The 19508-nt window shown below is 60.2% G+C and carries 18 protein-coding genes; 10 read left to right on the forward strand and 8 right to left on the reverse strand.

Annotation, left to right across the window (positions count from 1 at the left end; all coding sequences use genetic code 11):
* The first annotated feature begins 1 nt into the window (after nt 1).
* The 5 genes from hycE (at nt 2) to hycI (ending at nt 4327) form a co-directional block, all read left to right on the forward strand.
* A complete protein-coding gene (hycE, locus tag LGL98_RS05445) occupies nt 2–1711 on the forward strand; it encodes a formate hydrogenlyase subunit HycE (RefSeq protein WP_004151044.1) in 1710 nt (569 codons plus the stop codon).
* A 436-nt stretch (nt 1712–2147) separates the two neighbouring features.
* Complete coding sequence (locus LGL98_RS05450; protein ID WP_023290793.1) at nt 2148–2690, forward strand: formate hydrogenlyase complex iron-sulfur subunit; 543 nt, start codon at nt 2148–2150, stop codon at nt 2688–2690.
* Nucleotides 2690–3457, forward strand: a complete 768-nt coding sequence (locus LGL98_RS05455; protein ID WP_002914891.1) for an NADH-quinone oxidoreductase subunit B family protein — start codon at nt 2690–2692, stop codon at nt 3455–3457. Before LGL98_RS05450 ends, LGL98_RS05455 begins: the two co-directional genes overlap by 1 nt.
* Nucleotides 3454–3864: a formate hydrogenlyase maturation HycH family protein gene (locus LGL98_RS05460; protein WP_008806180.1), complete on the forward strand. Its 411-nt coding sequence runs from the start codon at nt 3454–3456 to the stop codon at nt 3862–3864. Before LGL98_RS05455 ends, LGL98_RS05460 begins: the two co-directional genes overlap by 4 nt.
* Complete coding sequence (gene hycI / locus LGL98_RS05465; protein WP_136030369.1) at nt 3857–4327, forward strand: hydrogenase maturation peptidase HycI; 471 nt, start codon at nt 3857–3859, stop codon at nt 4325–4327. The genes LGL98_RS05460 and hycI overlap by 8 nt, the downstream gene beginning before the upstream one ends.
* On the opposite strand, the gene LGL98_RS05470 is transcribed toward hycI, so the two are convergent.
* The 3 genes from LGL98_RS05470 to ascF all read right to left on the reverse strand — a co-directional run bounded on the left by LGL98_RS05470 (nt 4324) and on the right by ascF (nt 7706).
* The gene (locus LGL98_RS05470) at nt 4324–4632 is read right to left on the reverse strand and encodes a SymE family type I addiction module toxin (RefSeq protein WP_136030371.1); all 309 of its coding nucleotides are present in this window, start codon (nt 4630–4632) and stop codon (nt 4324–4326) included. The two genes, hycI and LGL98_RS05470, sit on opposite strands and share 4 nt — an antisense overlap.
* Nucleotides 4633–4812: 180 nt before the next feature.
* Nucleotides 4813–6237: a 6-phospho-beta-glucosidase gene (locus tag LGL98_RS05475; RefSeq protein WP_136030372.1), complete on the reverse strand. Its 1425-nt coding sequence runs from the start codon at nt 6235–6237 to the stop codon at nt 4813–4815.
* Between the two features lie 26 nt (nt 6238–6263).
* Nucleotides 6264–7706 carry a PTS cellobiose/arbutin/salicin transporter subunit IIBC gene (ascF, locus tag LGL98_RS05480; RefSeq protein ID WP_136030373.1) on the reverse strand — a complete coding sequence of 481 codons (1443 nt, stop codon included), beginning with the start codon at nt 7704–7706 and terminating at the stop codon, nt 6264–6266.
* A 265-nt stretch (nt 7707–7971) separates the two neighbouring features.
* Between ascF and LGL98_RS05485 the strand changes: the two genes are divergently transcribed.
* The 4 genes from LGL98_RS05485 to LGL98_RS05500 all read left to right on the forward strand — a co-directional run bounded on the left by LGL98_RS05485 (nt 7972) and on the right by LGL98_RS05500 (nt 12902).
* Nucleotides 7972–8985, forward strand: coding sequence for a LacI family DNA-binding transcriptional regulator (locus LGL98_RS05485; RefSeq protein ID WP_136030375.1), 1014 nt, complete (start codon nt 7972–7974; stop codon nt 8983–8985).
* Between the two features lie 136 nt (nt 8986–9121).
* Nucleotides 9122–9649, forward strand: coding sequence for an electron transport protein HydN (hydN, locus tag LGL98_RS05490; protein ID WP_136030377.1), 528 nt, complete (start codon nt 9122–9124; stop codon nt 9647–9649).
* Between the two features lie 8 nt (nt 9650–9657).
* Entirely contained in the window at nt 9658–11892 is a 2235-nt protein-coding gene (hypF, locus tag LGL98_RS05495) for a carbamoyltransferase HypF (protein WP_136030379.1), read from the forward strand.
* Complete coding sequence (locus LGL98_RS05500; protein ID WP_025712776.1) at nt 11889–12902, forward strand: HoxN/HupN/NixA family nickel/cobalt transporter; 1014 nt, start codon at nt 11889–11891, stop codon at nt 12900–12902. The genes hypF and LGL98_RS05500 overlap by 4 nt, the downstream gene beginning before the upstream one ends.
* 96 nt (nt 12903–12998) lie before the next feature.
* Here LGL98_RS05500 and norW read toward each other — a convergent pair whose 3' ends face one another.
* Nucleotides 12999–14132 carry an NADH:flavorubredoxin reductase NorW gene (norW, locus tag LGL98_RS05505; RefSeq protein WP_136030380.1) on the reverse strand — a complete coding sequence of 378 codons (1134 nt, stop codon included), beginning with the start codon at nt 14130–14132 and terminating at the stop codon, nt 12999–13001.
* A complete protein-coding gene (norV, locus tag LGL98_RS05510) occupies nt 14129–15577 on the reverse strand; it encodes an anaerobic nitric oxide reductase flavorubredoxin (protein WP_136030383.1) in 1449 nt (482 codons plus the stop codon). Before norV ends, norW begins: the two co-directional genes overlap by 4 nt.
* 187 nt (nt 15578–15764) lie before the next feature.
* On the opposite strand from norV, the gene norR reads away from it, so the two are divergent.
* Complete coding sequence (gene norR, locus LGL98_RS05515) at nt 15765–17315, forward strand: nitric oxide reductase transcriptional regulator NorR (RefSeq protein WP_136030385.1); 1551 nt, start codon at nt 15765–15767, stop codon at nt 17313–17315.
* On the opposite strand, the gene gutQ is transcribed toward norR, so the two are convergent.
* From gutQ to gutM, 3 genes are all read right to left on the reverse strand, one after another.
* On the reverse strand, nt 17278–18243 hold the full coding sequence (gutQ, locus tag LGL98_RS05520) for an arabinose-5-phosphate isomerase GutQ (protein ID WP_136030387.1): 966 nt from the start codon (nt 18241–18243) through the stop codon (nt 17278–17280). The two genes, norR and gutQ, sit on opposite strands and share 38 nt — an antisense overlap.
* Nucleotides 18236–19009 (reverse strand): glucitol operon DNA-binding transcriptional repressor SrlR, encoded by a 774-nt coding sequence (gene srlR / locus LGL98_RS05525; RefSeq protein WP_136030389.1) that lies wholly within the window; start codon nt 19007–19009, stop codon nt 18236–18238. Before srlR ends, gutQ begins: the two co-directional genes overlap by 8 nt.
* Nucleotides 19010–19075: 66 nt before the next feature.
* The gene (gene gutM / locus LGL98_RS05530) at nt 19076–19435 is read right to left on the reverse strand and encodes a transcriptional regulator GutM (RefSeq protein WP_136030391.1); all 360 of its coding nucleotides are present in this window, start codon (nt 19433–19435) and stop codon (nt 19076–19078) included.
* Between the last annotated feature and the right edge of the window lie 73 nt (nt 19436–19508).

Here is a 19508-nt window from a genome sequence, read left to right on the forward strand (position 1 = left end):
CATGTCTGAAGAAAAAATCGGTCAACACTATCTTGCGGCGCTGCACCAGGCCTTTCCGGGCGTGGTGCTGGACGAAGCCTGGCAGACCAAAGACCAGTTAACCATCACCGTGAAGGTCAACTACCTGCCGGAAGTGGTGGAGTTTCTCTACTACCAGCAGGGTGGTTGGCTGTCGGTGCTGTTCGGCAACGATGAACGTAAGCTCAACGGCCATTACGCGGTCTATTACGTGCTGTCGATGGAGCAGGGCACCAAATGCTGGATCACCGTGCGCGTGGAAGTGGATGCCAACAAACCGGAATACCCGTCGGTGACGCCGCGCGTCCCGGCGGCGGTGTGGGGCGAGCGCGAAGTGCGCGATATGTACGGCCTGGTGCCGGTCGGCCTGCCGGACGAACGTCGTCTGGTGCTGCCGGACGACTGGCCGGACGAACTCTATCCGCTGCGTAAAGACAGCATGGACTACCGCCAGCGTCCGGCGCCGACCACCGACGCGGAAACCTACGAGTTCATTAACGAGCTGGGTAGCAAGAAAAACAACGTGGTGCCGATCGGCCCGCTGCACGTCACCTCTGATGAACCTGGTCATTTCCGCCTGTTCGTTGACGGCGAGAACATCATTGACGCCGACTACCGCCTGTTCTACGTCCATCGCGGGATGGAAAAGCTGGCGGAAACCCGCATGGGTTATAACGAAGTGACCTTCCTGTCCGACCGGGTGTGCGGTATCTGTGGCTTTGCCCACAGCACCGCTTACACCACCTCGGTGGAGAACGCGATGGGTATCGTGGTGCCGGAGCGGGCGCAGATGATCCGCGCTATTCTGCTGGAGGTGGAACGCCTGCACTCGCACCTGCTGAACCTCGGCCTGGCCTGCCACTTTACTGGCTTTGATTCCGGCTTTATGCAGTTCTTCCGTGTGCGCGAAACCTCGATGAAGATGGCGGAAATTCTCACCGGCGCGCGTAAAACCTACGGCCTGAACTTGATCGGCGGGATCCGCCGCGACCTGCTGAAAGAGGACATGATCCAGACCCGTCAGCTGGCGCAGCAGATGCGTCGCGACGTGCAGGAGCTGGTGGATATGCTGCTCAGCACACCGAATATGGAACAGCGTACCGTCGGCATTGGCCGTCTGGACCCGGAAATCGCCCGCGACTTCAGCAACGTCGGCCCGATGGTGCGCGCCAGCGGCCACGCCCGCGACACCCGCGCCGACCACCCGTTTGTCGGCTACGGCCTGCTGCCGATGGAAGTCCACAGCGAGCAGGGCTGCGACGTGATATCTCGCCTCAAGGTGCGGATCAACGAGGTTTATACCGCGCTGAATATGATTGATTTCGGTCTCGATAACCTGCCGGGCGGTCCGCTGATGGTGGAAGGGTTCACCTATATCCCACACCGCTTCGCACTGGGTTTCTCCGAGGCGCCGCGCGGGGATGATATCCACTGGAGCATGACCGGCGACAACCAGAAACTGTACCGCTGGCGCTGCCGGGCGGCGACCTACGCCAACTGGCCGACCCTGCGCTATATGCTGCGCGGCAACACCGTTTCCGATGCGCCGTTGATCATCGGCAGCCTCGACCCGTGCTACTCCTGTACCGACCGCATGACCGTGGTCGACGTACGCAAGAAGAAGAGCAAAGTGGTGCCGTACAAAGAGCTGGAGCGCTACAGCATCGAGCGCAAAAACTCGCCGCTGAAATAATTGAGCTATTGCGTGGGGCCCCTCACCCCGACCCTCTCCCCACAGGGGAGAGGGGGAAGGACAGATCGAGTGCGAATTCACTGATCGCGCAAAACTGTCCCCTCTCCCCACAGGGGAGAGGGGGAAGGACAGATCGAGTGCGAATTCACTGACCGCGCAAAACTGTCCCTTCTCCTCACAGGGGAGAGGGGGAAGGACAGATCGAGTGCGAATTCACTGACCGCGCAAAACTGTCCCTTCTCCCCACAGGGGAGAGGGGGAAGGACAGATCGAGTGCGAATTCACTGACCGCGCAGAACTGTCCCCTCTCCTCACAGGGGAGAGGAGGAAGGACAGATCGAGTGTGAATTCACTGACCGTGCAGAACTGTCCCCTCTCCCTCTCAGGGAGAGGGCTAGGGTGAGGGGAAAAGGCCGCACGTAACCCAGGAGCAACAATGTTTACCTTTATTAAAAAAGTCATTAAGACCGGCACCGCGACGCACGCCTACCCGCTGGAGCCGATGCCGGTGGATAAAAACTTCCGCGGCAAGCCGGAGCATAACCCGCAGCAGTGTATCGGCTGCGCGGCCTGCGTGAACGCCTGCCCGTCAAACGCCCTGACGGTAGAGACCGATCTGGCCACTAACCAGCTGGCGTGGCAGTTCAACCTCGGGCGCTGCATCTTCTGCGGCCGCTGTGAAGAGGTCTGCCCGACGGCGGCGATTAAGCTGTCGCCGGAGTATGAGCTGGCGGTGTGGAAGAAAGAGGATTTCCTCCAGCAGTCGCGCTTCGCTATCTGCCACTGCCGGGAATGCCAGCGTCCGTTCGCGGTGCAGAAGGAGATCGACTACGCCATTGCGCTGCTCAAGCATAACGGCGATACCCGCGCCGAGCTGCACCGCGAAAGCTTCGAAACCTGCCCGGAATGCAAGCGCCAGAAATGCCTGGTGCCGTCCGATCGTATTGAACTGACCCGCCATATGAGGGAGGCCAGCTGATGAGCACTTTACTTGGCCCGCGCGATGAAAACGGCATTCCCGTGCCGATGACGGTGGATGAATCCATCGCCAGTATGAAGGCCTCGCTGTTGAAGAAAATCAAACGTTCCGCCTACGTCTACCGCGTCGACTGCGGCGGCTGTAACGGCTGCGAAATCGAAATTTTTGCCACTCTTTCACCGCTGTTCGATGCTGAACGCTTCGGGATTAAAGTGGTACCGTCGCCGCGTCATGCCGATATTCTGTTGTTTACCGGGGCAGTGACTCGCGCGATGCGCTCCCCGGCGCTGCGCGCCTGGCAGTCGGCGCCGGATCCGAAGATCTGTATCTCCTATGGCGCCTGCGGCAACAGCGGCGGTATCTTCCACGACCTGTACTGTGTCTGGGGCGGCACCGATAAAATCGTACCGGTCGATGTCTATATTCCGGGCTGCCCGCCGACGCCAGCCGCCACGCTGTACGGCTTCGCCATGGCGCTCGGCCTGCTGGAACAGAAAATTCACGCCCGCCTGCCGGGCGAGCTTGACGAACAGCCAACCGAGCTGCTGCATGCCGATATGGTGCAACCTCTGCGGGTACGCATCGATCGCGAAGCGCGCCGTCTGGCAGGCTATCGTTATGGCCGGCAGATTGCCGATGACTATATGCGCCTGCTCGGTCAGGGCGACAGCCAGGTGCTGCGCTGGCTGGAGGCGGAGAAAGATCCGCGTCTGACCGAGATCGTCACCCATCTCAACCAGGTGGTCGAGGGGGCGCGTATCCGATGAGCGAGACGGTGGTGTTCAGTCAACTGAGCCGTAAATTTATTGATGAGAACGATGCCACGCCGGATCAGGCGCAGCAGGTGGTCTATTACAGCCTGGCGATTGGTCACCACCTCGGCGTCATCGACTGTCTGGAGGCGGCGCTAAGCTGCCCATGGGACGCGTATCTGGCATGGATCGCCACCCTTGAGGCCGGAAGCGCCGCACGGCGCAAAATGGAGGGCGTGCCGAAGTATGGCGAAATCGTCATCGACAGCAGTCATGTGGCGATGTTGGCCAACGCCTTTGATAAAGCGCAGTCTGCGCAGACCCCGCAGCAGCAGGCGTGGAGCAAAACAATGCTCAGCATGCTGCATGATATTCACCAGGAGAGCGCCATCTACCTGATGGTGAGGAGATTACGTGACTGACGTTTTACTCTGTGTCGGCAACAGCATGATGGGCGACGACGGCGCCGGCCCGCTGCTGGCGGAGATGTGCGCGGCGAACCCGGCCGGCGAGTGGGTGGTCATCGACGGCGGCAGCGCGCCGGAAAACGACATTGTGGCGATCCGCGAATTACGCCCCGAACGGCTGCTGATTGTCGATGCCACCGATATGGGGCTTAACCCCGGCGAAATTCGCGTCATCGATCCAGACGATATCGCCGAGATGTTTATGATGACCACCCATAACATGCCGCTCAACTATCTGGTCGATCAGCTGAAAGAAGACGTCGGGGAAGTTATCTTCCTCGGCATCCAACCGGACATTGTCGGTTTTTATTATCCGATGACCCAGCCGGTGAAAGAGGCCGTTGCCCGGGTGTATCAGCAGCTGGCAGGCTGGCAGGGCAACGGCGGCTTTGCTCTGCTGGAGACTGAGGACGACTAACCCAGCGGCGAACCAGGCTCCCCGGCGGTGCTCGTCTGGCCGGCCGGGAGCCCGGTTCCCGGCGTGACCAGCGCAAGATTCTCTATCACTAATTTACCGGGCGACACCGAAACTCTGACCTGCGTGCCGACCGGAAATCCCGCCTGCTCCAGCCAGTTGCCGTTTAAGCTTAATGCCGCGTGGCGGGTGTAGCGCCGCGTCTCCCGCGTTTTGCGGTCCTCATGGCGTTTTCTGATATAGCCCACGGTTAACTGACGACTTGCCCTGGCAATGCCTCTGGTAGCGGTGGTGTGCTGTGCGGTCATGATGTGCTCCTTGCTAAAGATACCCCCGGTAAAAGTACTGGATAAAATACCAGTTATTGTGAGCAGGCGGCAAATCAGAAACTGGAATCAGGCTCGAGAAAAAAGCATGTAATGGATGCAACAGAAAGCAGACGCCCGCCCCGCTCATCGCGGGGAACGGGCGCGCATGGGCGAGGGCGCTTAATCGAGGTCGGCGCCGTTGCTGGCTATCACCTTTTGGTACCAGAAGAACGACTTTTTACGCTTACGCGCCAGCGTGCCGTTTCCGGCATCGTCGCGATCAACATAGACAAAGCCGTAGCGTTTGCTCATCTCGCCGGTTGACGCCGAGACCAGATCGATACAACCCCAGCTGGTGTAGCCCATGACCGGAATGCCGTCGCTGATGGCGTCGCGCATCGCTTTGATGTGTTCGCGCAGGTAGCTGATGCGATAATCGTCATTGATGTCGCCATTGGCATCGATCTCATCGCGGGCGCCAAGCCCGTTTTCCACGAGGAACAGCGGTTTCTGATAGCGGTCGTACATCATGTTCATGGTGATGCGCAGGCCCAGCGGGTCGATGCCCCAGCCCCATTCGCTGGCCGGAATGTGCGGGTTCTTCAGCGACTTGACGATGTTGGCGGCGTTGGTGTTGTTGGCGTTCATCTCTGCCGAGGCGCAGCGTGAGGCGTAGTAGCTAAAGGAGACGAAGTCGACGGTATTTTTGAGGATCTCGTCATCGCCCGGCTGCGTTGTAATCGTAACCCCTTTTTCCCGGAATACCCGCGCGGCCCACACCGGATAGGCGCCGCGCGCCTGGACGTCAATAAAGAACAGGTTTTCGCGGTCCTTCTCCAGCGCCATCCATACATCTTCCGGCTTGCAGGAATAAGGGTAGAAATTGCCGCCGGCCAGCATACAGCCGACCTGGTTCTGTGGGTTAATCTCATGGGCGATTTTTGTCGCCAGCGCGCTGGCCACCAGCTCGTGATGCGCGGCCTGGTATTTCACCTGATCCTGGTTCTCTCCCTCTTCAAACACCAGCCCGGCGCCGGAGTAGGGGCTGTGCAGCATGATGTTGATTTCATTGAAGGTGAGCCAGTATTTCACCAGGCCGTCAAAAGCTTCAAAGCAGGTGCGGGCGTAGTGGCTGAAAAAATCCACCATTTTGCGGTTACGCCAGGAGCCGTACTCCATCACCAGATGCATCGGCACGTCAAAATGGCACAGGGTGACCAGCGGCTCGATACCGTGCTTTTTGCACTCCTCGAACAGTGAGCGATAGAAGGCGATGCCCTGCGGATTCGGCTGCTGCTCGTCGCCGCGCGGGAACAGGCGGCTCCAGGCGATGGAGGTGCGAAAAACACTGAACCCCATCTCGGCCATCAGGGCAATATCTTCTTTATAGCGATGGTAGAAATCGATCGCCCGGTGGCTGGGGTAAAATTCGTCTTCACGCAGCGTAAAGCGCTTCTCGAGGCCTAATTTTACCGGCAGACGGTTGGCGCCGTGGGGGAGGGTATCCACGGTGGTCAGCCCCTTACCGCCTTCAAGATAAGCGCCTTCAGACTGGTTGGCGGCCAGTGCGCCGCCCCATAAAAATCCCTGTGGGAAACTCGCCATGCATTACCTCATTATCAATAGTGTTTTCAGGCGTGGGATGCCTGGGCCCGGGCCTGGCGCGCTCTGGCGTCGGCAGCGGCCTGTTCAACGGGAATGTCCTCAAAGCCGAGGATCAGCGTCAGGGCAAACGACAGCACCACCGACAGCGCCATCACGCCAAATACCCAGACGATGGTCATTGGATTGGCCGGATCGAAAAACTGCACGCTGGTAAACAGCCCCGGCGCCGCCATCGAATGGCTGGCCAGTCCGGCAATGCCTGCCACCGCGCCGCAGATAAAGCCGCTGATTAAGCTGGCGATCAGCGGGCGCTTCAGGCGCACCGCCACGCCGTACAGCGCCGGTTCGGAAATCCCGGCCAGAATCGCCGATGCCGCGGCGGCCAGCGCCGTCTGGCGCAGCTCCGGGTTTTTGGTTTTCCACGCTACCGCCAGCGAAGACCCGCCTAGCGACAGGTTGGCGCCGATCTCCGATGGCATCACCATCCCCTCTTTGCCGGTTTCGGCGATGGTCTGAATGATGGTGGGCGTAAAGACGCGATGCATGCCGGTCATCACCAACAGCGGCCACAGCCCGCCCATGATCGCCACCGACAGCCAGCCGAGATAGCTGTGGATCGTATACACCAGCGCGGAAATAGCGCTGCCGATCCAGATGCCCAGCGGGCCAATCAGCAGGATCGCCAGCGGGGCGGCGATCAGCACGATCAGCATCGGCTTAAGGAAGTTTTTCGTCACCGCCGGGGTAATGCGATCCACCCAGCGCTCGATATACGACAGGCACCAGGTCATCACCAGCGCCGGGATCACTGTATAGGTGTATTTCACCGCGGTAACCGGAATAAAGGCGAATTCAACGTGCTCACCCTGGGCGGCTTTGGCCATCAATTCGATAAACCCGGGATGCACCAGCACCCCGGCGATGGCGATGGCCAGCGACATATTGGTTTTGAATTTCACCGCTGCGGAGGCGGCCACCATCAGCGGCAGGAAGAAAAATGCGCCATCGCCGATAAGCGCCAGCAGGGTCAGCGTCGGTGAACCTTTCGGCAATGCGCCGCTCATCTCGAGGATCATCGCCAGCAGTTTGACCATCGATCCGCCGATAATCGCCGGGATCAGCGGGGACATGGTGCCGATCAGCGCGTCGAGGATCCCGGCGCCGATGCGTTTCAGGGTCAGCGGCGCTTTACCCTGCGGCTCAGCCGGGCGCAAGTCGCCAGGCAGCAGATTCACCACCTCGCGGTAGGCCTGGGAGACAGTATTGCCGATGATCACCTGGCACTGGTTATCGCTGCGCACAACGCCGAGCACCCCGGTCAGGCCTTTCAGGGTAGCGCTATCGACCTGTTCGTCGTCTTTGACCACGAAGCGCAGACGGGTCATGCAGTGGGTAACGGCGGCGACGTTGTCGACGCCGCCGATTGCCGCGACTATCTGTTGCGCCAGGGCTGCATAATTTTTCGACATCGGATTTTATCCTGTTTATCAATAGGGTACTGATCTGCTACCGCCCGGATCGCCGGGCGATACCATGTTTATATAGGAAACCGGTTCCACAAAATCATGGTGAGTTTCATTTAATTGCACAAGAAATAAAAAAACAGGATCTAAATTTTGTGATTTTGATCGCGAAGCGTCGCCGTACGCCGGATCGCGGTGATAACAGGGGAGGGCTGTAAAAGCGAGAAACGTGCAGTACACTGCCTGCAACGTTTGCAACAGGAAGAATCACATGGCAACGATGCTGGAGGTCGCAAAGCGCGCGGGCGTATCGAAGGCGACCGTTTCGCGGGTGCTGTCGGGCAACGGCTATGTTAGCCAGGAGACCAAAGACCGGGTGTTTAAGGCGGTGGCGGAGAGCGGCTACCGGCCCAATCTGCTGGCGCGCAATCTGGCGACCAAAACCACGCAAACCCTCGGTCTGGTGGTGACCAATACCCTGTACCACGGCGTCTATTTTAGCGAGCTGCTGTATCACGTGGCGCGGATGACGGAGGACAAAGGACGACAGCTGATCCTGGCCGACGGCAAGCACAGCGCGCAAGAGGAGCGGGAGGCGATCCAGTATCTGCTGGATCTGCGCTGCGATGCGATCATCATCTACCCGCGCTTTCTTACCGTCGATGAGATGGACGAGATCGTTGAGAACCACTCGCAGCCGATTATGGTGCTCAATCGCCGCCTGCGCCGCCACGCCAGCCACTGCGTCTGGTCCGATCAAAAAGCCTCGGCGATGCGGGTGGTGGAGCGGCTGATTGCGCTTGGCCATCACGATATCGCCTTTATTACCGGCTCTCTTGATTCGCCCACCGGCGTCGAACGCCTTGCCGGCTACAAAGACGCGCTGGCTGGCCACGGCATCGCCCTGAACGAGGCGCTTATCGCCGAGGGGCGCTGGACGCCGGAAACCGGCGCTGCGGCGGTGGAGAGTCTGCGTCAGCGCGGGGTGACCTACAGCGCACTGGTGGCGAGCAATGACGATATGGCCATCGGGGCGATGAAGCAGCTTCACCAGCTGGGCGTTAAGGTGCCGGAGCAGGTTTCGGTGGTGGGGTTTGACGATATTGCTCTCGCGCCGTATATGGTGCCGTCGCTCGCCAGCGTCCGGGTGCCAGTGACGGAGATGATTAAAGAGAGCATCAATCGCCTGATATTTATGCTGGATGGCGGGGAGTTCAACTTTCAGCAGAGCTTCCCCGGGGCGTTGATTGAACGCGAGTCGCTGGTGGCGGGTCCCTGCGCCTGACGTCGTCAGCTGTCATCGTCATTCCTGACGATGACAGCAAAGCGCGACTATAATAGTCATTTAAATCAACATATTAAAAACTTGGAACGTATTATGCATACTCCGGCGCGTAACCTTCTTACTGCTGGAGAAATGGATGAACCGTTTCATTATCGCCGATGCGAGCAAATGTATCGGCTGTCGCACTTGCGAAGTGGCCTGCGTGGTATCCCATCAGGAACATCAGGACTGCGCCTCCCTGACGCCTAACACCTTTCAGCCGCGTATTCACGTGATCAAAGGGGTCAATGTCTCGACGGCAACCGCCTGCCGTCAGTGTGAAGACGCCCCCTGCGCCAACGTCTGCCCGAACGGCGCCATCAGCCGCGATAAAGGCTTTGTTCATGTGATGCAGGAGCGCTGCATCGGCTGCAAAACCTGCGTCGTCGCCTGCCCGTACGGGGCGATGGAGGTGGTGGTGCGGCCGGTGATCCGCCATAGCGGCGCCGGACTGAACGTCGTCGCGGAAAAAGCCGAAGCCAACAAGTGCGATCTCTGCTTCCACCGCGAGAGCGGCCCGGCCTGCATGGAAGTCTGCCCAACGCACGCCCTGGTGTGCGTTGACCGCAACAAGCTGGAGCAGATGAATATCGAGAAACGTCGCCGTACAGCGCTGGCCTGGTAAGTCGTGGCATGAACGGGGTGCAAATCCGCATTCGCGGTAAAGTGCAGGGGGTCGGTTTCCGCCCCTTTGTCTGGCAGCTGGCCCAGGCGCAGAGCCGCTGCGGCGATGTCTGTAATGACGGTGACGGCGTACTGGTGCGGTTGGCCGGGGGCGACGATGGGTTTATCACCGCCCTGGCTGACCACTGCCCGCCGCTGGCGCGGATCGACAGTACCGCCTGCACCCCCTATCGCTGGGCGGCCACGCCGCAGGATTTCACCATTCGCGCGAGCGGGACGGGACGGATGCGGACTCAGATCGTGCCCGATGCCGCGACCTGTCCGGCGTGCCTTGCGGAGATGAATGATCCCCGGGCGCGCCGTTATCGCTACCCCTTTATCAACTGCACCCACTGCGGGCCGCGGTTGACTATTATTCGCGCCATGCCTTACGACCGGCCTTTCACCGCAATGGCGCCGTTCCCGCTCTGTTCCCCTTGTGAGGCGGAATTCCGCGATCCTGCCGATCGCCGTTTTCATGCCCAGCCGGTGGCCTGTCCAGACTGCGGGCCGCGCCTGCAATGGCGGACAGAGGGGGAAACGCTGGACGGCGAGGCGGCGCTGCAGGCGGCTATCGCCCGGCTGGCGGCGGGGGACATCGTGGCGATAAAAGGCATCGGCGGCTTTCATTTGGCCTGCGATGCCGGTAACCCCGCTGCCGTTGCCGCGCTGCGGGCGCGAAAACACCGCCCGGCAAAACCGCTGGCGGTAATGCTGCCGACGGCAACGGGGTTACCCGCCGCCGCCGCCGCGCTGATGGGCTCCCCGGCGGCGCCCATCGTACTGATTGCAAAAGCGCAGGTCTCCGGCCTGTGTGACGAGATTGCGCCAGGACTTGCGGAAGTAGGGGTGATGCTGCCGTCTAATCCGCTGCAGCATTTGCTTCTGCAGGGTCTGGCGCGCCCCATCGTAATGACCTCCGGCAACCTTAGCGGCCGTCCGCCAGCGTTAAGTAACGCTCAGGCGCTCAACGACTTAGCCGACATTGCCGACGGCTTTCTCTTGCATAATCGCGATATCGTGCAGCGGATGGATGATTCGCTGGTGCGGTCGAGCGGTGAAATGCTGCGCCGCGCCCGGGGCTATGTCCCGGATGCGCTGCCGCTACCGCCGGGGCTACGAGACATCCCGCCGCTGCTGGCTCTCGGCGCGGATATGAAAAATACTTTCTGCCTGGCGCGCGGCAGCGAAGCGGTGCTGAGCCAGCACTTTGGCGATCTTGGCGAGGAAGGCGTTGAACAGCAGTGGCGCTGCGCCCTGCAGCTGATGCAAAGCATTTACGCGTTTGTGCCGCAGCGGGTGGTGGTTGATGCCCATCCCGGCTATCGCTCAACGCAGTGGGCGGCCTCCCTGCCGCTGCCGGTGGAGACGGTGCTGCATCACCATGCTCATGCCGCGGCGTGCCTGGCCGAGCACCGCTGGCCACTTGATGGCGACGACGTTATCGCCCTGACTCTCGATGGTATTGGCATGGGCGAAAACGGTGCGCTGTGGGGAGGGGAGTGCCTACGGGTCAACTATCGCGAATGCGAACATCTGGGCGGGCTGCCGGCCGTCGCGCTGCCGGGGGGCGACCTGGCGGCGCGCCAGCCGTGGCGAAATCTGCTGGCCCACTGTCTGGCCTTTGTCCATGACTGGCAGGATTATCCGCAGACCGCCCCCCTGCGCCAGCGCAACTGGCCGCTGCTGGCGCAGGCCATCGAACGCGGGATTAATGCGCCGCGCGCCTCATCCTGCGGACGGCTGTTTGATGCCGTTGCCTGTGCGCTGGATTGTGCGCCGGAGAGCCTGAGCTATGAAGGCGAAGCGGCCTGTCGGCTGGAAGCGCTGGCCGCCAGCTGCCCCGGCGTCAGCCACCCGGTTACGCTGCCGTGGCGCGACGACGCGCTGGACATGGCGATCTTCTGGCGACAATGGCTGAACTGGCAGGCGACCCCGGCGCAGAAAGCCTGGGCATTCCATGACGCCCTGGCCTGTGGGCTGGCGGCAATGGCCCGCGACCGCGCTACCGCCCGCGGCATCGACACGGTGGTTTGCAGCGGTGGGGTGCTGCATAACCGCCTGCTGGCGGCGCGATTGACCTTTTATCTGGCGGATTTTACTCTGCTGTTTGCGCAGCAGTTGCCGGCCGGCGACGGCGCAATCGCCTATGGTCAGGCGGTGATCGCCGCCGCCCGCGGGCAGGCTCAAGGAACACAATCATGATAATGACAGTTTTACGCCAGCAGCCGCGCGCCGCGGGTCTGGTGTTGGGGTTGATCGCGGCGAACTTACTGGCCTGGTGCTGGGCGCTGCAGGCCTTTGGCGACAGCGGCGCGCTGATGGCCGCCAGCCTGCTGGCCTGGGGCTACGGCCTGCGCCACGCGGTGGACGCCGACCATATCGCGGCGATTGATAACGTGACCCGCAAGATGATGCAGCAGGGACGGCGGCCTTTCGCCGTTGGGGCGTGGTTTTCGCTGGGCCACTCATCGATTGTGGTGCTGGCCTCGGCGGCGATTGCCGCTACCGCCACGGCCTTCAGCGCGCAGATGAGCTGGCTGCACGACACCGGCAGCGTCATCGGCACCGCCGTGTCGGCCCTGTTTTTACTGGCGATGGCCTTTATCAACCTGGTGATTTTACGCAGCGTGTGGCGCAGCTTTCGGGCGTGGAAGCGCGGGGAGCCGGTGAGCGATGAAATTGTTAGCGGTGGCGGGGTGATGAGCTGGCTGTTTGGTAAAACCTTTCGTCTGGTCAGCCGCAGCTGGCAGATGTACCTGGTCGGCTTCCTGTTCGGCCTCGGTTTTGATACTGCCACTGAAATCGGCGTATTGGGTATCTCCGCCGCCGGCGCGTCGAGCGGCATTTCTGTTTGGTCGATTATGGTCTTTCCGGCGCTGTTCGCCAGCGGTATGGCGCTGGTGGATACCCTCGATAACGTGCTGATGGTCGGGGCCTACGGCTGGGCGTTCAGCAAGCCGCAGCGCAAGCTCTATTACAACATGACCATTACCGGTACCTCGGTAGTGGTGGCGCTGTTTATCGGCGGTCTGGAGGCGCTGGGCCTGCTGATGGATAAGTTTGCGCTCAGCGGTGGAATATGGCGCTGGGTGGGGGCGTTAAACGACAACCTCGGCGACGCCGGGTTTGTGGTGGTCGGGCTGTTTGTCGCCTGCTGGGCGCTGTCGGTGCTCAACTATCGCTGGCGTGGCTACGATAATCTGGCGCGTTAGGCTGGATATTTTCCCGGCTTGCGCTGCGCTTAGCCGGGCTACCAGGACAATACCGTAGCCCGGCTAAGGCGTTTACGCCGCAAGCCGGGAAAACCATCAACTCACCAGTTGCTTGAGCAGCGCAAAGGCTTCCTTCATTTTATCTTCGCTCACCACGAAGGCGCGCAGCTGATTTTCGGCATCCAGCCCTTTCGCCACCAGCCCCTCTTTGGCGGCCACGATATTCCACGTCAGATCGTCGCGGCGGGTGTCGCCGGCCAGATGCAGCGGCAGCTCCGGCGTTTTCACTTTTACCAGCATTGGCGGCAGTTTGAGTTCCCCCGCCTGCGCCAGCAGGTTTTTACTCAGGCACATGGCACTGAGTAAAATCGGCTGCAGGAACGGCAGTACCACGCCGTTGATTTCCGCGCAGTCGCCGAGGGCATAAATCGCCGGGTCGCTGGTTTGCAGCTGGTTATTGACCACAATACCGCGGTTAATTTGCAATCCGGCGTGGCGCGCCAGCGAGGTTTCCGGGCGCAGGCCAGCGGCGGCCACCACCGCATCCACGGTTATCGTGCGCTGGCGATCGAGATTGACGCGAATGCCGTCGGCGGTTTGCTCCAGCCCCTCCAGCTGCGTTTTCAGCATCAGATGTACGCCCATCTCGGTGAGCCGATGCTGCAGGCGGCTGCTGGCTTCCGGCGGCATCAGCGCCGCCAGCACGCTGGCGGAGTTATCAACCACGGTTACCGCTTTGCCGGCCCGGCAGAAATCCATCGCCAGCTCGCAGCCAATCAGGCCGCCGCCGACGATCAGCACCCGCCTGGCATCGCGGAGCTGGCTCTGCGCTGCGCCATATTCGCGCTGGCTATTGAGCGTTAGCATCAGTTCGCGCCCCGGTACCGGCGGGATAAACGGCGCCGCGCCGGTGGCCAGCACCAGTTTGTCGTAGCGCCACTGGTTATCCTGGCTCTTCACTAACCGGTTTTCGGCGTCGATATCGCTTACCCAGGTATGGGGAAACAGACGCAGATTGTACTGCTCGGCGAACTCGCCGGCGCTTTGCAGGGTCAGATCGTCGGCCTTCTGCCCGCGGCTGATGACATGGCTGAGGTCCGGTTTGTTGTACTCATCCATGCTATCGGCGGCGATTAACGTCAGCGGGATTTGCGTATCCTGCTTACGGATATTTTTCACCAGCTGGCGGGCCGCGAAGCCCGAGCCGATGATGACGATGCCATCACTCATTTTGCCTCCGTCGCCAGTACGTCAAAGACATCTTTGCCAAGAGAACACTCAGGGCAGAGGAAATTGTCCGGCACTTCATTCCACGGCGTACCCGGCTGTACATCCTGGTTAGGTTCGCCTTTCGCCGGGTCATAGACCCACTGGCACACGCTGCACTGCATCATGGGACCGAGGTCAGCGGCCGCGGCGGCGGCGCAGACGCAATCCTGTGGTTCCGGCGTTGTCGCTGCTTCAGCAACCGGCAGCGGAGAGAGGGCCCACTGGCGGGCGATGTCGCGACCGTGTTGGCGGCACAGTTCCAGCGCGTCGATATCCGGGCGCCATTTGGCTTTCAGGCTCAGCGACATCTCAAAACCGGCATCCTGCAGGCGGGTGGACAGGCGGTCTACCGCGCCGCCGCTCCAGCCGTGCGAGCCAAAGGCGCTGGCGCGTTTATTGCGAAAACGCAGCCCGGTCATCTCTTCCACCAGCCCGGCGATTTTCGGCATCATCACGTTGTTCATGGTGGAGGTGCCCACCAGTACGCCTTTCGAGCGGAAAACGTTGGTCAGAATGTCGTTTTTGTCGCTGCGGGCGACATTGAAGATTTTTACCGCCACCCGCGGGTCAACTTCGGTGATCCCCTGGGCAATGGCGTCCGCCATCATACGGGTGTTGTTGGACATGGTGTCGTAGAAAATCGTGATGCGATCTTCCTGGTAATCCGCCGCCCACTCGAGGTATTTTTCGACGATTTGCGTCGGGTTATCGCGCCAGACCACGCCGTGGGAGGTGGCAATCATCTCCACCGGCAGGTTGAAGCCGAGGATTTCAGTAATTTTCGGCGTCACCAGGCGGCTGAACGGCGTCAGAATGTTGGCGTAGTAGCGCTGGCACTGTTCGTACAGTTCAATCTGGTCCACTTCATCGTTGAACAGGTGTTCGTCGCAGTAGTGCTGGCCGAAGGCGTCGTTGCTGAACAGCACCGCGTCACCGGTCAGGTAGGTCATCATGCTGTCAGGCCAGTGCAGCATCGGCGTTTCCACGAAGATCAGCTGTTTACCATTACCGATATCGAGAGTATCGCCGGTTTTCACCACGTGGAAGTTCCACTCAGGATGATGATGATGGCCGTTGATCGAGTCGATGGCGTTGGCGGTGCAGTAGATCGGCGTATCCGGGATCTGCATCATCAGTTCGGTCAGCGCGCCGGCATGATCCTCTTCGGCGTGGTTAATGACGATGTAGTCGAGGTCAGCGAGATCGATTTCGCTGCGCAGGTTCTGCACGAACTCGCGGCTGAATTTATGATCGACGGTATCGATCAGCACGTTTTTTTCCTCGCGAATGAGATAGCTGTTGTAGCTGCTGCCGCGCAGCGTTTTATATTCGGTGCCGTGGAAATCACGCACTTCCCAATCGCGTTGGCCAACCCAAAGAATGTTATTTTTAACCACAATAGACATAGCAACCTCAATCAATACAGTGTGTTTAAATTCAGTTGATTGGCTTATATCAAGTTGCGTGCCAACTTTTTAATTAATTGATAATTATCTGTTTTTTATTTTTTCCGATTTTAGTTGTTGTCAAAATGACAATGGTTAAAATAGTCGATATGACAATGTGTATTGTCAAAATGACAATGGAGCGGCAATGAGTTTTTCCGTCGACGAGCTGGCGAGAATCGCCATTGATTTACAAAGCGATATTGGTCACACCGACCGTTTTTCGCGCCTGATTACCACCCTGCGGCAGATCCTCGGCTGCGATGCTTCAGCGCTGCTGCGCTATGAGGCGCATCAGTTTGTGCCGCTGGCGATCGATGGCCTGGCGCAGGATGTGCTAGGTCGGCGCTTTGCTCTGGAAGGACACCCGCGGCTGGAGGCGATTGCGCGCGCCGGGGATGTGGTACGCTTCCCGGCGGATAGCGACCTGCCCGACCCCTATGACGGCCTGATCCCCGGTCAGGAGAGCCTCAAAGTCCATGCCTGCGTGGGACTGCCGCTGTTTGCCGGGCAGACGCTGATTGGCGCGCTGACCCTTGATGGCATGGATGCCGACCGTTTCGATAGCTTTAGCGATGAAGAGCTGCGGCTAATTGCCGCGCTGGTGGCCGGGGCATTGAATAACGCGCTGCTTATCGCCCGCCTCGAGGCGCAAAACGTCCTGCCGGCGCAGGCGGTGAATTACCCGCTGCCGGAACGTCAGGAGATCATCGGCCTGTCGGCGCCCATGCTGCAGCTGAAAAAAGAGATCGATATCGTCGCCGCCTCGGATTTAAACGTGCTGATCAGCGGCGAAACCGGCACCGGTAAAGAGCTGGTGGCGAAGGCGGTGCATCAGGGGTCGCCGCGAGCCGCCAATCCGCTGGTGTACCTCAACTGCGCGGCGCTGCCGGAAAGCGTGGCGGAGAGCGAGCTGTTCGGCCATGTGAAAGGGGCATTTACCGGGGCTATCAGCAACCGCAGCGGTAAATTTGAGATGGCTGATAACGGCACCCTGTTCCTTGACGAAATCGGCGAACTGTCGCTGGCGCTGCAGGCGAAACTGCTGCGCGTGCTGCAGTATGGCGATATTCAGCGCGTCGGCGATGACCGCAGCCTGCGGGTCGATGTGCGGGTGCTGGCGGCGACTAACCGCGATCTGCGCCAGGAAGTGGTGGCAGGGCGCTTTCGCGCCGATCTCTATCACCGCCTGAGCGTCTTCCCGCTGTCGGTTCCGCCGCTACGCGAGCGGGAAAACGATGTGGTGCTGCTGGCGGGCTATTTCTGCGAGCAGTGCCGTCTGCGGATGGGGCTGGCGCGGGTCATTTTGGCTGAGGCGGCGCGAAACCGGCTGCAGCAGTGGTCCTGGCCGGGCAACGTGCGCGAACTGGAGCATGCTATTCACCGGGCGGTGGTGCTGGCGCGGGCCACCCAGGCCGGTGATGAAGTGGTCCTGGAGCCGCAGCATTTCCAGTTTGCGGTGGCGGCGCCGATGTTGCTGACTGACACAGCGGCAGCGGCGCCCGCGACGGGAAACGTCAATCTGAGCGAGGCGACCGACTCTTTTCAGCGAGAAGCCATTAGCCGTGCGCTGGAGGCGAACCAGGGCAACTGGGCGGCGACCGCCCGCGCGCTGGAACTGGACGTCGCCAACCTGCATCGGTTGGCGAAACGTCTGGGTCTTAAAGGATCCCCGCCTGGTAAAAGTTCTGCAGGTTGATGGCACCGACCAGTTGGCCGTTTTCATCTACGACCGGCGCGGCGCTGATTTTGTGTTTCATCAGCCGCTCTTTGGCTTCCACCGCGCGGCTCTCCGCCTGCAGCGTCACGCCGTTGCGGGTCATCGCCTGCGTGACGCCATCGTCTAACGTGCCGCCGCCTACCAGCCAGCGGCGCAGGTCACCGTCGGTGAAAACGCCCTGCACGCGGTTGGCTTCATCGCAGACCGCCACCAGGCCGAGTCCGGTGCGGCTGAGTTCAAGCATGGCGTCCATGACGTTGGCCTCGGTATTGACCCGCGGCACTTCTTCATCGCGACGCATCAGGTGATGCACTTTGTTCAGCAGCCGCGCGCCGAGGGCGCCCGCCGGGTGGGAACGGGCGAAATCCTCTTCATTGAAACCGCGCGCCTGCATCACCGCCATCGCCAACGCGTCGCCCAGCATCAGCGTGTTGACGGTGCTGGAGGTTGGCGCCAGATGCATCGGACAGGCTTCGCGCTCCACGGCGATATCCAGCACCGCTTTCGCCGCCAGCGCCAGCGGCGAGGTGGATTTGCCGGTCATCGCCAGCAGCGGAATGGATTTTTCTTCCAGCCGCGGCACGATGAGATCCAGCTCTTTCGCGCTGCCGGAGTAGGAGATAAACAGCATCACGTCGCGGCTATCGAGCATGCCGAGATCGCCATGCAGGGCTTCCGCCGGATGGACGAAAAAGGCCGGGGTGCCGGTGCTGGCGAAGGTGGCCGCCAGCTTTTTACCGATGTGGCCGGATTTACCGATACCGGAGACAATCAGTTTGCCCTCGCAGTGGATGATGGTTTCCGCCGCGCGGATGAAGTCGTCGCCCAGGCGTTCCGGCAGGCGGCTCGCCTCCTGCAGCTCAAGCATCAGGGTCTGGCGTCCGGCCTCTAACAGAAAGTTACTCATGATGTTCTCCAGTAATAATGACTTCTATGCCTTTGGCTTCCAGCGCCTGCTGGAATGCAGGGTCAATATCGGCATCGGTAATCAATTTATCCACGCGCTCCAGGCCGCAGACAATATTGGGGCTTTTACGACCAAACTTGGATGAGTCGGCCATCAGGATCACTTCGCGGGCGGCATTGCACATCGCTTTGCTGACGGTATACACCTCATTGAAGGTGGTCACGCCGGCGTTCAGATCGATGCCGTCGGTGCCCATAAACAGCTTGTCAAAACTGAACTGCTCAAAGGCGTTCTCCGCCAGTTGGCCATGGAACGAGGCCGATTTTTTGCGGAAGGTGCCGCCGGGCATCAGGATAGTCTGTTCATTATCCAGTTCGGCAAGGGCGTTGACGATATGCAGACTGTTGGTCATCACCGTGATGTTATTGAAGTGGCTGAGCAGCGGGACCATTTGCAGCACGGTGCTGCCAGCGTCGAGGATAAGGGAGTCGCCGTCGTGAATAAAACGGACGGCAGCTTCGGCGATGCGCGCTTTTTTATGAGTGTTGATCAGCGTCTTGTGATCGATCGGCGGATCGGCTTCATCCTTGTTAAGCATCACGCCACCGTAGGTGCGAATGACGGTGCCGGCATTTTCCAGCGTGACCAGATCCTTACGGATGGTGGTGCCGGTGGTATCGAAGTGTTGCGCCAGCTCTTCGACCGAGCATTTTCCCTGCGACTGCAGGAACTCGAGAATGGCTGCCTGGCGCTGACGGGGTTTCATAGGCGTCTATCCTGCGTTTAAGTTTCGAAGTGATAATTTCGCAAGATATTTACTTTTACAACGAAATTACCCATGTTTCGGATTAAGCGCTAATGATAGTGCATTCTGACAGCGCGGATCATGGGGAAAGATCACATCAGGTTGCAATTCCGCGATATGTTTGCCGGTAAGCGTGGGAATTTTTTGCGGGCGGGCGAAAATAGTAAAACCTTTCATCAGCAGCGTATCGCTAATGCGGTCGTTATCATCGACGGCGATGGCGACGATGGCGCGCGGTTGAAAGCGCCCGGCGGAGCGGCCGACGCCGACCCGGCCCTGCTGGCAAAGGCTATCAAAGGCGCGATTGAAGCGGCGGATCTGCCAGCCGCCAAAGGCCAGCTGGGTAAGCCAGGCGATGGCGGCGACGGTAATGAGTGCGGTAACCATAATGTCTCCTGAAAGTGTGATACCGGGAACAACCCGGGTACCGTTTGTTGTCGGGTGGCGGCTAGCGCCTGAC

Origin of the sequence: Klebsiella africana (assembly GCF_020526085.1) — a bacterium.
GTDB classification, from domain to species: Bacteria; Pseudomonadota; Gammaproteobacteria; order Enterobacterales; family Enterobacteriaceae; genus Klebsiella; species Klebsiella africana.